Genomic DNA, 16,534 nt, shown 5'->3' on the forward strand with positions numbered 1-16,534 from the left:
AACCGCCCTTTTCCTTCCTAAGCGCACCTTTGAACTACGTATAACCGCGACATTCCATCATACTGATCTGACTTTCATCATTGACTGACGGCATTAGCATCTACCGACAAGGTAGAGTCAGTGAACAACAAAGTGAGCCATATTATGTCCACACCTTCTCAATCCGCTCTGTTTTCCGTCCTCGATCTTGCACCGATTCCGCAAGGCGCGACAGCACGTGACGCTTTCCATCGCTCGCTGGATCTGGCGCAACATACAGAAAAATGGGGCTATCACCGCTATTGGCTGGCGGAACACCACAGCATGACCGGTATCGCCAGCGCAGCAACATCGGTGCTTCTCGGCTATCTTGCCTCCGGTACGCAACGCATCCGTCTTGGCTCTGGCGGTGTGATGTTGCCGAATCACTCACCGCTCGTCATCGCCGAGCAGTTCGGTACGCTGGAATCACTTTATCCCGGCCGTATCGATCTAGGGTTAGGCCGTGCTCCCGGCACCGATCAACGCACCATGATGGCACTGCGCCGTCACCTTAATGCCGATATTGACGATTTCCCACGCGATGTGCAGGAACTGCAACGCTACTTCGCCGATGCACAGCCGGGTCAGGCAGTACAGGCCGTCCCCGGACAGGGTCTACACGTTCCGATCTGGCTATTGGGATCGAGCTTGTACAGTGCGCAGCTAGCGGCAAGACTGGGTTTACCTTTTGCCTTCGCTGCCCATTTCGCTCCCGATATGTTGCTGGAAGCATTCCGCCTCTACCGCGAAAAATTTATCCCTTCCGCCACTCACGCTAAACCTTATGCGATGGTGTGCGTCAATGTGGTTGCAGCCGATAGTGACCGTGATGCGCGCTTCCTCTTCACTTCGATGCAGCAACAGTTCATCAACCTTCGCCGTGGCACACCTGGCCCGTTACCCGCGCCGGTAGAAAACATCGACACGGTCGGGTCACCTGCTGAGCAGTTTGGCACGGAGCAAGCACTGCGGCTGTCGATTGTCGGCGATCGTGCGAAAGTCCGTCATGGGTTGCAGAGTCTTTTACGTGAAACACAGGCAGATGAAGTGATGATCACTGGCCAGATCTTTGACCATCAGGCACGGCTGCAATCTTTTGAAATCGCGATGGATGTGCAGAAGACGCTCTAACATGTATAGCTAGATTTATTGCAGCCCAAAAAAAACGACCCGTGAACGGGTCGTTTTGCATTGCAGCTTATTTCGTTGAAACAGTCCGCATTAAAACAAACTGTATTGAAGCTTACGCGTCAGCAGGACGACGACGTGGAGCGCGCGGTGCAGCATCGCGATTGAAAGAACGTTCACGACGCTCACCGCCGTTACCGTTACCTTCACGGCGTTCACCACCGCCGAAAGAGCGACGTGGAGCTGCGCCATCGCGACGCTCGCCACCTGCACCAGCAGGACGACCACCGCCACGACGTTCTGGCTGTGCAACTGCATCACCCAGCAATTGCATATTCATTGGTTTGTTCAGAATACGCGTGCGGGTAAAGTGTGATAACAGATCGCCCGGCATGCCTTTCGGCAGTTCGATCGTTGAGTGGGACCCGAACAGCTTGATGTTACCGATGTAACGGCTGCTGATATCCCCTTCGTTGGCGATAGCACCAACAATGTGGCGAACTTCAACGCCATCATCACGACCCACTTCGATACGATACAGTTCCATCTCACCAGACTCACGACGCTCACGGCGTTGTGGACGGTCACCGTCACGGGGTTCACGGGAATCGCGAGCATCGCGGGGTTCACGGCGACGATCGCCACGTGAATCACTACGAGACTCATCACGATCGCGGAATTCGCGGCGAGGACGGAATGCCTGATCCGGTGGCAGAATCAGAGGACGTTCGCCCTGTGCCATTTTCAGCAGCGCAGCAGCCAGCGTTTCGATATCCAACTCTTCCTGCGGTTGCAGTTTAGTCAGCAGCCCGCGGTACATGTCCAGATCGCTGCTTTCCAGCTGTTGCTGTACTTTAGCAGCAAACTTAGCCAGACGACGTTGTCCCAGCAATTCCGCATTTGGCAATTCCACTTCAGGAATTGCCAGCTTCATTGTGCGTTCAACGTTGCGCAGAAGGCGACGCTCGCGGTTTTCTACAAACAGCAGTGCACGGCCAGCACGACCCGCACGACCGGTACGACCAATACGGTGAACGTAAGACTCGGAATCCATCGGGATATCGTAGTTTACTACCAGGCTGATACGCTCAACGTCCAGACCACGCGCCGCAACGTCGGTCGCAATCAGGATATCCAGACGACCGTCTTTCAGACGCTCCAGCGTTTGTTCACGCAGCGCCTGGTTCATGTCGCCGTTCAGCGCAGCACTGTTGTAACCGCTACGTTCCAACGCTTCGGCCACTTCCAGCGTAGCGTTCTTGGTACGAACGAAAATAATCGCCGCATCAAAATCTTCAGCTTCCAGGAAACGTACCAATGCTTCATTTTTACGCATACCCTGCACCGTCCAGTAGCTCTGGCTGATGTCTGGACGCGTAGTCACGCTTGATTGGATGCGAACTTCCTGTGGATCTTTCATGAAACGACGCGTAATACGGCGAATCGCTTCCGGCATGGTTGCAGAGAACAGCGCCGTCTGATGCGTAGCAGGGATCTGAGCCATGATGTTTTCAACATCTTCGATGAAGCCCATACGCAGCATTTCATCAGCTTCATCCAGTACCAAACCACTCAGGTTAGACAGATCCAGCGTACCGCGTTTCAGGTGGTCCAGCAGACGACCTGGAGTACCAACAACGATCTGTGCTCCACCACGCAAAGCACGCAGTTGAACGTCATAACGCTGACCGCCATACAAGGCAACAACATTAACGCCATGCATATGCTTGGCAAAATCATTACAGGCTTCAGCAACCTGAACAGCCAGCTCACGGGTTGGAGCCAACACCAGCATCTGCGGTGCTTTTAACTCAGGTTTTAAATTATTGAGTAATGGCAGAGCAAAAGCCGCAGTTTTACCACTGCCGGTCTGTGCCATACCCAGCACATCACGACCGTTCAGCAGGTGAGGAATACATTCAGCCTGAATCGGCGATGGTTTTTCATAGCCCAGATCGGTCAGGGCATTAATAATAGGAGCAGACAGCCCCAAATCGGAAAAAGAAGTAAGTAAATCAGTCATGTAAACGTGCCTCATTAGACATGGCGGCCAGTCTACATAACTCGTCGTGAAAATTTTCAGTCATTTTCATTGAAAAGTGTGAACCGGCTCAAATTGGATTAAAAAGCGAACAAAAAAGCCCTCACCCGTGAAGGTGATAACCGAAGTTTTTTCAGGCTGATTAAGTGTTCGTCAGCTATTGCTGGTCCGATCCTGATAGGTCGTCTTGCTCTTGGCCTAATAGCGCCAATTCCAACAATGCATAGCGGTGCTCAACAAAGTTATGAACGTTGTTAGCAACCGTCAGCTTGAACAGCGCCAAAGCGGTGTTCTTGTCCCCCAGACTTAGGTAGTGCTTACCTAAATAGAAGTCAGTTTCACTGAGATGCTCAGCGAGCGAAGTGTTATCCGTAGCTTCTTCCTGTAAACGCTGCATCAGTGTTTTTTCACTGATACTACCCAGGCAGAATTCGACAATATTCCATCCCCAAGGCCCTTTCTTCACGTCGTCATAGCGTTTCTTCAACGCAATTTTGGCCGTCTCTGGATTGATTTCTCGCTCCACAAGATACAGCCATAACGAACGGAAAGGATCATTCGGATCGTCTCGATAAAACGCCAGCAGATCATCCTGCGCTAACAGATAGCGACCGCCATAATACAAAGCGATGCCACGGTTTAAACGCGCGTAATTGTAAGTTGGATCAAGCTCTAGTACAGAATCAAACGCTTCATAGGCAGCATCAAAATTGCCTGCCTGCGTTAAATAGATACCCAAATAGTTAAAAACTTCTGGAATATCAGGGCGGATCGTCAGCGCTTGTGAAAAATCATTCCGCGCCAATGCCCGTAACCCGAGACTATCATACAGCACTCCGCGCTCATATAATAGCTGTGCTCGCTCATCATCGGTTAATGCCCGGCTTGCAAGGATTTGTTCCATGCGTGCCAGGATCACTTCCTGCTGTAAAGTCGGCTGTAACGGAATCGCCAATACTGCGTCTTTACGCCAATCCGTGTTGCTGCATCCTGCCAGCATGAGTGCTGTTGCAACATAACACCAGCGCAAGAAAGGCTTCATTTCCCACTCCCGAAGACAAACATTGGATGAACATCCTGTCCCGGACCGCTCAACGCAAGGACATCCATACCCTTACGATACATGCAGCACCTTGCCATAATCAGGCAAGGTGCCATAAGACCGTTTTCTAACAGTCGTTATTCCTCAGAAGACGGGGCTGCCGCTTCCTGAGTTTGCGCAGTTGCTTCTTTGATGCTTAAGCGCACGCGGCCCTGACGATCAACTTCCAGAACCTTGACCGGCACTTCCTGACCCATCTGCAGATAGTCAGTCACTTTCTCAACACGCTTATCGGCGATCTGAGAAATATGCACCAAGCCTTCTTTGCCGCCGCCGATAGCGACGAAAGCACCAAAATCAACGATGCGGGTAACTTTACCCTGATACACGCGACCAACTTCGATTTCGGCAGTGATCTCTTCAATACGACGAATCGCGTGTTTCGCTTTTTCGCCGTCAGTTGAAGCAATCTTCACAGTACCATCGTCTTCGATTTCAATGGTCGTGCCCGTCTCTTCAGTCAGCGCACGGATCACTGAACCACCTTTACCGATTACATCTTTGATCTTATCGGTACTGATTTTGATGGTGTGAATACGCGGTGCGAACTCGGAGATATCGCCACGTGGCGTGCTGATTGCTTGTTCCATCACACCCAGAATGTGCAAACGTGCACCTTTGGCCTGATTCAAAGCAACCTGCATGATCTCACGGGTAATCCCTTCGATCTTAATATCCATTTGCAGCGCAGTAATACCTTCACGGCTACCAGCAACTTTGAAGTCCATATCGCCCAGGTGGTCTTCGTCACCCAGAATGTCGGACAGTACAACAAAGTTGTCGCCTTCTTTCACCAGACCCATCGCGATACCCGCAACGGCTGATTTGATTGGCACACCTGCATCCATCAGTGCCAGAGAAGCACCGCAGACAGACGCCATGGAAGAAGAACCGTTAGATTCCGTGATTTCAGATACCACACGCACGGTGTACGGGAATTCGTTCGCCTTTGGCATCACTGCCAGCACGCCGCGCTTAGCCAGACGACCGTGACCAATTTCACGACGCTTAGGCGAACCAACCATACCAGTCTCACCGACAGAGTACGGAGGGAAGTTGTAGTGCAGCAGGAAGCGATCGGTACGTTCACCGGTCAGTTCATCAATATTCTGCGCATCACGCTCAGTACCCAACGTTGCCGTAACCAACGCCTGCGTTTCACCACGGGTGAACAACGCAGAACCGTGGGTACGCGGCAGTACGCCAGTACGCACATCCAGACCACGAATCATGTCTTTTTCACGGCCATCAATACGCGGTTCGCCAGCCAGCACGCGGCTACGTACGACGTTTTTCTCGACGTTACCCAGAATTTCCTGGATATCACCAGCATTCAGCGTTTCGTCTTCGGCTTGCAGCGCAGCAACAACATCAGATTTGATGACGTTAACTTGTGCATAGCGCTCTTGTTTTTCAGTGATGCGGTAAGCGTCACCCAGACGTGCTTCAGACAACGCCTGTACACGCTGCTCTAAAGAAACGTTAACTTCTGGCGCATGCCATTCCCACTTCGGTTTGCCCGCTTCAGCAACCAGTGAGTTGATGTTCTGGATAACGATCTGCTGTTGCTCGTGACCAAACACCACCGCACCCAGCATCTGATCTTCACTCAGCACTTCAGCTTCGGATTCCACCATCAGAACTGCGCCTTCTGTACCTGCAACCACCAGATCCAGACGGCTTTCTTTCAGCTCATCCATCGTTGGGTTCAGGACATACTGGTCGTTCAGGTAGCCGACGCGTGCAACACCGATAGGGCCGTTGAACGGAATACCAGACAGGCTCAGCGCCGCAGAGGCACCAATCATGGCGACGATGTCAGGGTTAACCTGTGGGTTAACGGAAACAACGGTCGCAATCACCTGAACTTCATTCAGGAAACCTTCTGGGAACAGCGGGCGAATTGGGCGGTCAATCAGGCGAGAGGTCAGTGTTTCACCTTCGCTTGGACGGCCTTCACGGCGGAAGAAACCACCAGGGAAACGTCCAGCAGCGTAGGTACGCTCCTGATAGTTAACCGTCAACGGGAAGAAACTTTGTCCGGGTTTGGCGGTTTTAGCGCCGACAACGGTAACGAATACCGCTGTATCATCCATGCTTACCATCACAGCGGCGGTAGCCTGGCGTGCCATCATACCTGTCTCTAATGTGACGGTATGCTGACCATATTGAAACTTACGAACGATCGGATTCAGCAAAATAATATCCTTAGCTGGGGCGCGTTACACGTATTCAAGATAAACGCACCAGTGAACTCCCGACCTTTGCACTACATCCTCACGACTAATGACAACCCTTATCTTGCTTATGCAGATAAAGCCTCTCATTAGCCGCGCGAACCTCTGTAATGAAAGATCATATTTAACAACAATACACTACTCTGTTTTGCTAATGCTTCCTAGAAGAAAGGGGCCAAAAGAGGCCCCTTCCCACTGAAACACAGAAGACTTAGCGACGCAGACCCAGACGCTCGATCAGACTGGTGTAACGTGCTACATCTTTACGCTTCAGGTAGTCCAGCAGCTTACGACGCTGAGAAACCATACGCAGCAGACCACGACGGCTGTGGTGATCTTTTTTGTGCTCAGAAAAGTGGCCTTGCAGATGGTTGATCTGCGCAGTCAGCAAAGCAACCTGAACTTCAGTAGAACCACTATCGTTAGTGCCACGACCGAAGTCTGCTACGATTTTAGCTTTAGCTTCAACACTTAGAGACATTGTAATACTCCAAAACATTATAGATAAAAAAACAGGCGCCGATCTCTAATTCAGCCACCCAATAGTCAAGCCGCGCTATTCTACCCTCAGCGTTCTGCGATAGCAAGGCAGCAACGGGCGGGTTTACACCGGATACTCAACAACCAAACGCCGAGGTGCAACGCGGCCATCGCCGTCAATTTCACCCATTCCGATAAATTTATGCGCGTCACCTTCGGTGATCCTCACCATGCCGTTCAACGGTGCATTCGCTGCCTGAACCGCTTGTCCCAGCTTCAAATAGCCTGCAACAACGGGCGGCAAATTCACTTCAGGGAAATCAATAACCGGACTTTCCATCGGCATGAGCAACGGATCAAGACTCAGCGACAGTGGGTGTTCTTGCGTCTGAGCTTGCTCGGCCAATGCCGCTAGCTGCTCCAGCGTCACCATTCTTTCGGTAGGATAGGTCGCAACCTGCAAGCGGCGCAGATAAATCACATGCGCGCCACAGCCTAGTTGTTCACCCAGATCGTCAATAATGGTACGGATGTACGTCCCTTTAGAGCAGTGAATCTCCAGTTCCAGTTCATCACCTTCCCAGCGAATGAACTGAAGTTCGTAAACGGTGATTTCACGTGCTTCACGCGGAACCGTCAGCCCCTGACGCGCATACTCATACAGCTTACGCCCTTGGTATTTCAGCGCCGAGTACATAGATGGCACTTGTTGCGTGGTACCGCGAAAGCTCTCCAGCGCCTGCTCCAGATCCGTAGCAGAAAAACCAATGGCACGTTCTTCGATCACATTACCGTCGGCATCAGAGGTGTCGGTTCGTTGCCCAAGCCGAGCAATGACACGGTAGCGTTTGTCAGAATCCAACAAGTATTGGGAAAACTTCGTCGCTTCCCCAAGGCAAATCGGCAGCATACCGGTTGCTAATGGATCCAACGCACCCGTATGGCCCGCTCTATTAGCGTTAAAAATCCGTTTTACCTTCTGCAAAACATCATTAGACGACACGCCCTGCGGTTTATCTAATAACAATACGCCGTGTACATCACGGCCACGGCGACGAGGACGACTCATTAATCCTCCTGATCTTCGCCCGTAACAGAACGACGTTCCGTATCGTTTCTGACTACATTGGTCACCAGATTGGACATTCTCATCCCTTCAACCAATGAGTTGTCATAGGAGAACGTTAATTCTGGAACAACACGCAGACGCATTGCCTTACCGATCATCATACGGATAAAACCAGACGCATCTTGCAGTGCTTTCACCGCTATTTTAACTTGCTCTGGCTCGTTATCATTCAGGAAGGTCACAAAAACTTTGGCATACGCCAGATCGCGAGAAACTTCCACACCGGATACGGTCGCCATGCCGATGCGTGGATCTTTCACTTCACGTTGAATGATAATGGCGATTTCTTTTTGCATTTCCTGCGCAACGCGCTGGGTGCGGCTGAATTCTTTTGCCATGATAAATCCTCCAGTAAAAATCGGGGGGCACTAGGCCCCCCTTACGAATCACTTACATCGTCGCTAAAAACGGATTACGCGATCGTACGTTTGATCTCAATCGTTTCAAAGACTTCGATCATATCGCCTGGGCGAACGTCGTTGTAGTTCTTCACGGCGATACCACATTCCATGCCGTTACGGACTTCGCTAACGTCATCTTTGAAGCGGCGCAGAGATTCCAGCTCGCCTTCATAGATAACCACGTTGTCACGCAGTACACGGATCTTGTTGTGACGTTTAACGATACCTTCAGTCACCATACAACCAGCGACAGCGCCAAATTTCGGTGATTTAAAGACGTCACGCACTTCGGCCAGACCGATGATCTCTTGCTTATATTCTGGCGCCAGCATACCGCTCATAGCCTGTTTCACTTCGTCGATCAAATCATAGATGACGGAGTAATAACGCAGATCCAAGCTTTCCGCTTCAACGACACGGCGAGCTGATGCGTCTGCACGAACGTTAAAGCCAAGGATAATCGCATTCGATGCCGCTGCCAGCGTGGCGTCCGTTTCTGTGATACCGCCCACACCGGAACCGACAATCTTCACTTTCACTTCGTCAGTAGACAGTTTCTGCAGTGAATCGGAAATCGCTTCGCAAGAACCCTGTACGTCAGATTTCAGAACGATGTTCAGTTCAGAAACTTCACCTTCTGTCATGTTGGCAAACATGTTTTCCAGTTTAGATTTCTGCTGACGAGCCAGTTTGACTTCACGGAATTTACCCTGACGATACAAGGCAACTTCACGCGCTTTCTTCTCGTCACGAACTACCGTAGCTTCATCACCTGCGGCAGGCACACCGGACATACCGAGAATTTCTACCGGAATAGAAGGACCTGCGGACGTAATTTCACGACCTAATTCATCACGCATCGCACGGACACGGCCATATTCAAAGCCGCACAGAACGATATCGCCTTTATTCAGCGTACCTTCACGTACCAGTACGGTTGCAACCGGGCCACGACCTTTATCCAGGAAGGATTCGATCACCACACCGTTTGCCATGCCGCTGCGGACGGCTTTCAGTTCCAGAACTTCGGCCTGCAACAGAATTGCATCCAGCAGCTCGTCGATACCCGTACCAGCTTTAGCAGATACATGGACAAACTGAGATTCACCGCCCCACTCTTCCGGCATGATACCGTACTGAGACAGCTCGGTTTTCACACGGTCCGGATCGGCATCTGGCTTATCGATTTTGTTTACTGCAACAACAACCGGAACCTTAGCCGCTTTCGCGTGCTGGATAGCTTCGATTGTCTGAGGCATCACGCCATCGTCCGCCGCAACAACCAGTACCACGATATCCGTAGCCTGAGCACCACGAGCACGCATTGCGGTAAACGCGGCGTGTCCCGGTGTATCCAGGAACGTAATCATACCGTTGTCAGTTTCAACGTGGTAAGCACCGATGTGCTGGGTAATACCACCCGCTTCACCTGCTGCTACTTTAGTTGAACGGATATAGTCAAGCAGTGAGGTTTTACCGTGGTCAACGTGACCCATGATAGTCACGACTGGCGCGCGGGATTCTGCTGCCACGCCCATGTCACGGTCGCTCATTACCGCTTCTTCCAGCTCGTTCTCACGACGCAGGATGACTTTATGGCCCATCTCTTCCGCAACGAGTTGCGCGGTTTCCTGGTCGATGACCTGGTTGATGGTTGCCATCGCACCCAGCTTCATCATCGTTTTGATGACCTGAGAGCCTTTAACGGCCATTTTGTTAGCCAGTTCAGCTACGGTAACGGTTTCACCAATTACAACATCGCGGTTAACCGCCTGAACAGGCTTATTGAAGCTCTGTTGCAGTGAGCTTGGCTTACGCTTGCCTTTACCGCCACGGGTAACGGCACGCGCTTCTTCGCGGTCAGCTTTGGACTCAGATTGGCGATTGCCTTTCTTCTGCTTGGTTACTTTAGCAGCACGGGTGCGTGTACGGCGTTCACCTTCAACCTGACGGTCGTTTTCATCTTCCGCTTCACGGGCATGATGAGACGTCGTCACGTGATAATCGGCAGATTCTTCAGGTTTAGTCGCGCTTTCCGCTTCCCAACGCCCGGCGTTTTCTTCAGCCATACGGCGAGCTTCTTCAGCAATACGACGCGCTTCTTCTTCAACTTTAAGACGTGCAGTTTCTTCTGCTTTACGCTTAAGTTCGGCAGCTTCCGCTTCGCGTTTCGCTTTCTCAGACTGAGCCGGCTTGGTCATATTTTCGTTTTGTTGGTTCGTCACTTTTTCTTTTTCCGCTACATCACGCTTAGCTTTTTCAGCGGCTTCACGTTTGGCTTGCTCGTCGGCAGCACGCTTCGCTTTCTCAGCGGCTTCGCGCAGATCGGCCTCGCGTTTAGCCTGCTCTTCAGCGGCACGTTGTGCCTGTTCTTCCGCTTCACGCCGTGCCTGCTCTTCCTCTTCAGCCTGTTGGGCCTCAATCGGATCGCGTTTTACATAAGTGCGTGTCTTGCGGACTTCGATCTGCACCGACTTACTTTTACCGCCGGTGCTAGGGACATTTAACGTGCTGCGCGTTTTGCGTTGCAGCGTCAATTTACTCGGCGCATTACCGCGATCGCGGTTCAAATGCGCTAATAACGTTTCTTTTTCATGCTGGGTCACAGAGTCCGATGCAGACTTGGTCATTCCCGCATCAGCAAACTGCTGTACCAGGCGGTCAACCGGAGTTTGAATCTCTGCGGCCAGCGATTTTACGGTTACATCTGTCATGCTGTTCCTTTCCTGCTACAGTTCGTTATTCGTTGTCGTCGCCAAACCAACAGATATTACGTGCGGCCATAATCAATTCGCCCGCTTGCTCATCATTGAGCTCTTCAATATCTGTCAGGTCGTCAACGCCCTGTTCAGCAAGATCTTCCAGCGTACAAACACCGATCGCAGCAAGCTTGAACGCCAACTCACGCGACAGCCCAGGCAAGCTAAGCAAGTCTTCAGCAGGTTGACCGTCACCAAGGCTCTCTTCATGCGCCAGTGCCAGCGTTGTTAATGCAGCTTTAGCACGCTCACGCAATGCTTCAACGGTTTCTTCATCAAGGCCTTCGATGGCCAACAGTTCCTTGATTGGCACATAGGCCAGTTCTTCAAGTGAGGAGAAACCTTCTTCAACCAGCACAGTGGCAAACTCTTCGTCAATATCAAGGTGCTTGGTAAAGACGTCGATTGCAGCATGTGCTTCGGCCTGATGCTTGGCTTGAAGATCTTCCACTGTCATCACGTTCAGTTCCCAACGATCGTCTGAACGATGCTGTTTCAACAGTTGGGAAGCCAGACGGACGTTCTGCCCGTTTCGACCAATCGCCTGAGCCAGATTGCTCGACTCAACGGCGATATCCATCGTGTAGGTATCTTCATCAACCACGATCGATACCACATCGGCAGGTGCCATTGCATTGATCACAAACTGCGCAGGATTATCATCCCACAGAATGATGTCAATACGCTCGCCGCCCAGTTCACTGGAGACAGCCTGTACACGTGCACCGCGCATACCAACACAAGCACCGACAGGATCGATACGCTTGTCATTCGTCTTCACTGCAATTTTCGCACGTGAACCCGGATCGCGGGCCGCTGCCTTAATCTCGATAACTTCTTCACCGATTTCTGGCACTTCAATGCGGAAGAGTTCAACCAGCATTTCCGGACGGGAACGGCTGACAAACAGTTGAGCACCGCGAGCTTCAGGACGAACAGAGTACAGTACGCCACGAATACGGTCGCCAGGGCGGAAGTTTTCACGAGGCAGCATATCTTCACGGCCAATTACCGCTTCTGCACTGGTGTTCGAACCATCAATAGGTCTGACTTCGAGCGAAATATTATCACGGTTCACCTTCTTCACGACACCGGTGATAATTTCGCCTTCTTGTTCACGGAACTGATCAACAACCATCGCACGTTCAGCTTCACGAACTTTCTGTACGATAACCTGTTTTGCCGTTTGCGTCGTGATGCGGTCAAAGGTTACGGATTCGATTTGATCTTCAACGTAACCGCCAACATCAAGCGAAGGATCTTCAAATTGGGCGGCATCAAGTGTAATTTCGCGAGTTGGCTGAGTGACTTCATTCACCACTAACCAACGACGGAAGGTATCAAAATCGCCCGTTTTGCGATCGATACTGACGCGCACATCAATTTCCTGCTCATATTTTTTCTTGGTCGCTGTCGCCAGTGCGGTTTCCAACGCTTCAAAAATCTTCTCGCGCGGAAGGGATTTCTCATTGGAAACTGCTTCAACAACAGCCAGAATCTCTTTGTTCATCCTAGTTGCCTCATCCAAACTTTAAAAGTGGGGTACAAGATTCGCTTTCTGAATGTTGCTCAGCGCGAATACTTCATCTTTGCCTTCCACTGTTATGGTGATCATTTCGCCGTCAACAGCTTTGATCACACCCAACCATTTACGGCGATTCTGGACTGCCATACGCAGCACCACTGTCACCTCTTCACCGACGAAATGCAGATAATGTGCCGCCGTGAATAAGGGACGCTCAAGCCCTGGAGACGAAACTTCCAGGTTATAGGCGACAGTGATTGGATCTTCTACGTCCAATACCGCACTGACCTGGTGGCTGACATCAGCACAATCATCAACAGTGATCCCATCTTCACTATCAATATAGATACGCAGCGTCGATTGGCGACTGCGGATGAACTCAATCCCAACCAATTCGTAGCCTAATGCGGCAACGGGTGCTGAAATCATCTCTGTTAATTTTTGCTCTAATGTGGACAAGTCCACCCCCAAGACATAAAAAAAGGGCCTAATAGCCCAGTTGTTTGTTGCCAAATAACAAAAAACCCCGATAAATCGGGGCTTTATGCAACTGGACCCTAATACCGCTGACAACGCGGCATAACTTCGGTGAAGGATTTTTTCAAAAATCACTGCAAAAAGAGATAGAAATTGAGTGAAGAACGTATTTGAAAAAACACTTTACTGGAAGTTAAGTGGTTGCGGGGGCCGGATTTGAACCGACGACCTTCGGGTTATGAGCCCGACGAGCTACCAAGCTGCTCCACCCCGCGTCCGAAAACGTGGCAAATACTACGCTGACAACTGCATAAATGCAAGTCATCCATAGGATTGGTTCGAAGCCGATTTTTATACGCGGAATGCGTTCTTTTGTCAACAAACGCGGGTCGCCTGGTCGCGGCCATCGCGCAATTGCACTCCACGTTTTGTGGGCAGATCTTGTATCGTCACGTTAGCCACAAAGCTGGTCAACCATTGAGGAAAGACCTACTGCCAAGGGCGGCAGAAAGAGATAATGCGATGAAGATTCCCTGATGCTTAAATCAAACAATAACTAAATCTAAATGATGCAATAAATAAAACTTATCTTCGTTCTTCTTCTAACAACACGATCGCAGCCTGCGTTCTGTTACGCACATTAAGTCGTCTGAAAATCGACTCCAAATGTGACTTCACGGTTCCTGCGCTGATGTTTAATGTCCGACTAATTTGTTTATTAGAAGCACCTGATGCAATCAGTTGCAAAACCTCATGCTGTCTTTCACTGAGTTTGCCTTTTACGCTGTTATCTACACTCCACCCTTCATAGACCACCCCATCATCCGGCAGACAGACCATCCCCATCGACACTGTTTTTAATGCCTGAGCAATCGAATCAACGGGTGATGTTTTAAGAATGACGCCCATAACATGGTGTTTCAGGTAATTATTCAAAACATGCTTTTCAATAACATCAACCATAATAATCACGCTGACACCAACATATTTCTCATGAAGAGTTTCAAGAAAAAGGCTGTACTGTCCATTTTCTTTATTACAATTTAGTAAAATAAAAGCGTTGTTCATCCCCTCAAGGCAAGGCCATACATTGTCAATATCATTTACGCCAACAATATTAACATCACGCATGAAATCATTCAGCCCAACAGATAGACCATGAATAAAAATAGGGGATTTATCGATAATAACAACATTCACTGTGCAATCTCCATTTACATTTATTTTAAAATGCTATATTTAAAAAAATCCTCTAAGAAGTTTTAGCCTATCTTGAAAAAACAATGTCACGCTATTTGGCATACGCCGTTTACCTTATGGACATTTTCATATCTATTAGCGCATACTGACATGATAATTTCAGATAAGAAACCACGGAGGAATACCATTACCAATAATAATGGTACCTCAAAATAAATTATAATGATGTAATCATTTCATAAACACATAAAGATTAACGCAATGAATTATCAATTCGTAGAAAAATGGCCTATGACACATTTCATTCTATATCCAACACAATGACGGATATGTTTCCCTTTCATTAGTTGTTAACGTTTTCTCAAATTATTATTTATTTCCCTTCAGATTATTTGCGTTTAGCAACTGAAAAAATAAGATAAGGTGAGAGAATGTCATTCAAAAATTGGATCACGGGAAAAAATAAAAAACCAGATAGTGTTGATAATAGCCAAGAGAAAAACAATCACGCCACATTGAATAATCACGTTACATCATCAAAGGCAATGACACTAGCAGACATTGCTCGTGGCATGCAGCACGCAGCTACCGCCGCCAATCAATTTATTGCCCACCAATATCAACAAACGCTCGATCCTTTTTTTGAACGTGATGCGAATGGCACGTTAACCCCAAAGACAATTACAATTCAGCTCGATTCTCGCCACCACGTCGAACTACCGCTGGTCGCCCTTTCTAGTCCAAGGGGATTGATGCTGGAAAAAATGAAAGTGCAGATGACGGTGAGAACCGATTCAGTCAGCAAGGACGAAATAGCCTCCCCTTTAGACGATTATAACGTTAGTAACTTTCACGTCAGCATTTCACCTTCAGGCAAAGAGAAAAAGGGACGAAATAGTCAACACGTCGATATAGAAATGCAGTTCACTTCGATCGAACCACCAGAAAGCATCATGCGGTTAATTGATGAGTATACCAATCTTGTTCTCCCCCGAATAACCCAAGAGGAAAAAAACAATGGCTAACATTCCAGATACAATCAACGAGGCTGGCCTTAATTTGATTAAGAGCTTTGAAGGATTGAGATTAACAAAGTATCTTGATACAGCAGGCAGATGGACCATTGGATATGGACATTTAATACTACCAAATGAGAATTTTGATAATGGAATCACCTCTCAGGAGGCTGAATCTCTATTACGTCAAGACTTAAAAACAGCGGAAAATGGGGTTCAAAAGCACGTAAAAGTTGATCTCAATGGAAATCAATTTGGTGCATTAACTTCATTTACTTACAACCTGGGAGTAGAAAACCTGGCAGAATCGACATTATTACGCCTGCTTAATCAGGGCAACTATAGCGCCGCTGCCGATCAATTTCCACGCTGGGACAAAGATGGTGAGCAAGTCGTGGAAGGACTCCTGCGCCGTAGAAAAGCAGAAGAAGCACTTTTCCTACAGGCCGTCTAGCCAAACTACTATTTTAAATTCGCCATTTCATAGAGAAAATCATTGTGGATATATTATGGATACTTCAGAAATCCCTATCATTTATGACATTCTGATCAGTGATATTATTGCATCAGTTGCAGGATTATTCGGTGGCCTCAGTATTTCTTTCTTTTGGCGGCCACAAAAACTGGATAATTACGACAAGTTTGTCGCTGCCTTAATTATTATTATCATCAGTATTTCAGCGGCCTTTTCACTGGTAGGAATCATCGCCGAATTGCTGCACGTTAATATCAGTAAAATGGAGAACGCAATAGGATTAGGTTATCTGGTTGGTGCTATTAGCGTAGGCCTGGTTACGTTGCTGGCAAATTTCTTCAGCTATCGGGAGAATAGCGATATCCTGGATGTCGCATCGGAAATAAAACAAGCAACGAAAGGTGTTCATTCGATCAATGAGGCTCGGGAAAAAACGCCCGATGACAAAAACTCATCAGACCGTTAATCACCTCTCCTCAACCGTAAGTCGTCCACATAACAGGAAGGCGCCTCTCAGCCTTCCTGTTATCATTTCCCCCACTT

General features: G+C 49.1%; 15 protein-coding genes and 1 tRNA gene. 4 read left to right on the forward strand and 12 right to left on the reverse strand.

Features of this window, described 5'->3' with window-relative positions; all coding sequences use genetic code 11:
• The first annotated feature begins 144 nt into the window (after window positions 1-144).
• Window positions 145-1,152 (forward strand): luciferase-like monooxygenase, encoded by a 1,008-nt coding sequence (locus tag DUT67_RS18790; protein WP_113626528.1) that lies wholly within the window; start codon window positions 145-147, stop codon window positions 1,150-1,152.
• 112 nt (window positions 1,153-1,264) lie between these two features.
• Here DUT67_RS18790 and DUT67_RS18795 read toward each other — a convergent pair whose 3' ends face one another.
• The 12 genes from DUT67_RS18795 to DUT67_RS18850 form a co-directional block, all read right to left on the reverse strand.
• Window positions 1,265-3,172: a DEAD/DEAH family ATP-dependent RNA helicase gene (locus DUT67_RS18795; protein ID WP_113626299.1), complete on the reverse strand. Its 1,908-nt coding sequence runs from the start codon at window positions 3,170-3,172 to the stop codon at window positions 1,265-1,267.
• Window positions 3,165-3,242, reverse strand: a complete 78-nt coding sequence (gene yrbN / locus DUT67_RS18800; RefSeq protein ID WP_101749494.1) for a protein YrbN — start codon at window positions 3,240-3,242, stop codon at window positions 3,165-3,167. Before yrbN ends, DUT67_RS18795 begins: the two co-directional genes overlap by 8 nt.
• A gap of 105 nt (window positions 3,243-3,347) precedes the next feature.
• Window positions 3,348-4,232, reverse strand: a complete 885-nt coding sequence (gene nlpI, locus DUT67_RS18805; protein ID WP_113632107.1) for a lipoprotein NlpI — start codon at window positions 4,230-4,232, stop codon at window positions 3,348-3,350.
• Between the two features lie 137 nt (window positions 4,233-4,369).
• On the reverse strand, window positions 4,370-6,490 hold the full coding sequence (gene pnp, locus DUT67_RS18810) for a polyribonucleotide nucleotidyltransferase (RefSeq protein ID WP_048258718.1): 2,121 nt from the start codon (window positions 6,488-6,490) through the stop codon (window positions 4,370-4,372).
• 250 nt (window positions 6,491-6,740) lie between these two features.
• A complete protein-coding gene (rpsO, locus tag DUT67_RS18815) occupies window positions 6,741-7,010 on the reverse strand; it encodes a 30S ribosomal protein S15 (RefSeq protein WP_010279698.1) in 270 nt (89 codons plus the stop codon).
• A 123-nt stretch (window positions 7,011-7,133) separates the two neighbouring features.
• The gene (gene truB / locus DUT67_RS18820) at window positions 7,134-8,078 is read right to left on the reverse strand and encodes a tRNA pseudouridine(55) synthase TruB (RefSeq protein ID WP_113626300.1); all 945 of its coding nucleotides are present in this window, start codon (window positions 8,076-8,078) and stop codon (window positions 7,134-7,136) included.
• Entirely contained in the window at window positions 8,078-8,476 is a 399-nt protein-coding gene (rbfA, locus tag DUT67_RS18825; protein WP_005971529.1) for a 30S ribosome-binding factor RbfA, read from the reverse strand. Before rbfA ends, truB begins: the two co-directional genes overlap by 1 nt.
• Before the next feature lie 74 nt (window positions 8,477-8,550).
• On the reverse strand, window positions 8,551-11,253 hold the full coding sequence (infB, locus tag DUT67_RS18830) for a translation initiation factor IF-2 (RefSeq protein ID WP_048258716.1): 2,703 nt from the start codon (window positions 11,251-11,253) through the stop codon (window positions 8,551-8,553).
• A 25-nt stretch (window positions 11,254-11,278) separates the two neighbouring features.
• Complete coding sequence (gene nusA, locus DUT67_RS18835; protein ID WP_048258715.1) at window positions 11,279-12,808, reverse strand: transcription termination factor NusA; 1,530 nt, start codon at window positions 12,806-12,808, stop codon at window positions 11,279-11,281.
• A 21-nt stretch (window positions 12,809-12,829) separates the two neighbouring features.
• The gene (rimP, locus tag DUT67_RS18840) at window positions 12,830-13,282 is read right to left on the reverse strand and encodes a ribosome maturation factor RimP (RefSeq protein ID WP_010279686.1); all 453 of its coding nucleotides are present in this window, start codon (window positions 13,280-13,282) and stop codon (window positions 12,830-12,832) included.
• A gap of 216 nt (window positions 13,283-13,498) precedes the next feature.
• Window positions 13,499-13,575: transfer RNA gene (locus tag DUT67_RS18845), tRNA-Met, on the reverse strand.
• Window positions 13,576-13,885: 310 nt separating this feature from the next.
• Window positions 13,886-14,500, reverse strand: coding sequence for a response regulator transcription factor (locus DUT67_RS18850; RefSeq protein ID WP_048258714.1), 615 nt, complete (start codon window positions 14,498-14,500; stop codon window positions 13,886-13,888).
• Between the two features lie 431 nt (window positions 14,501-14,931).
• Here DUT67_RS18850 and DUT67_RS18855 point away from each other — a divergent pair, with 431 nt between their 5' ends.
• From DUT67_RS18855 to DUT67_RS18865, 3 genes are read left to right on the forward strand one after another with little or no spacing between them, the layout of a single operon-like run.
• Complete coding sequence (locus tag DUT67_RS18855; RefSeq protein WP_113632108.1) at window positions 14,932-15,525, forward strand: DUF2589 domain-containing protein; 594 nt, start codon at window positions 14,932-14,934, stop codon at window positions 15,523-15,525.
• Window positions 15,518-15,970 (forward strand): lysozyme, encoded by a 453-nt coding sequence (locus DUT67_RS18860; RefSeq protein WP_113632109.1) that lies wholly within the window; start codon window positions 15,518-15,520, stop codon window positions 15,968-15,970. The genes DUT67_RS18855 and DUT67_RS18860 overlap by 8 nt, the downstream gene beginning before the upstream one ends.
• A gap of 55 nt (window positions 15,971-16,025) precedes the next feature.
• Window positions 16,026-16,457 (forward strand): hypothetical protein, encoded by a 432-nt coding sequence (locus DUT67_RS18865; RefSeq protein ID WP_113632110.1) that lies wholly within the window; start codon window positions 16,026-16,028, stop codon window positions 16,455-16,457.
• Window positions 16,458-16,534 lie beyond the last annotated feature (77 nt).

It is taken from the genome of Pectobacterium peruviense (genome assembly GCF_003312355.2).
Taxonomy (GTDB): domain Bacteria; phylum Pseudomonadota; class Gammaproteobacteria; order Enterobacterales; family Enterobacteriaceae; genus Pectobacterium; species Pectobacterium peruviense.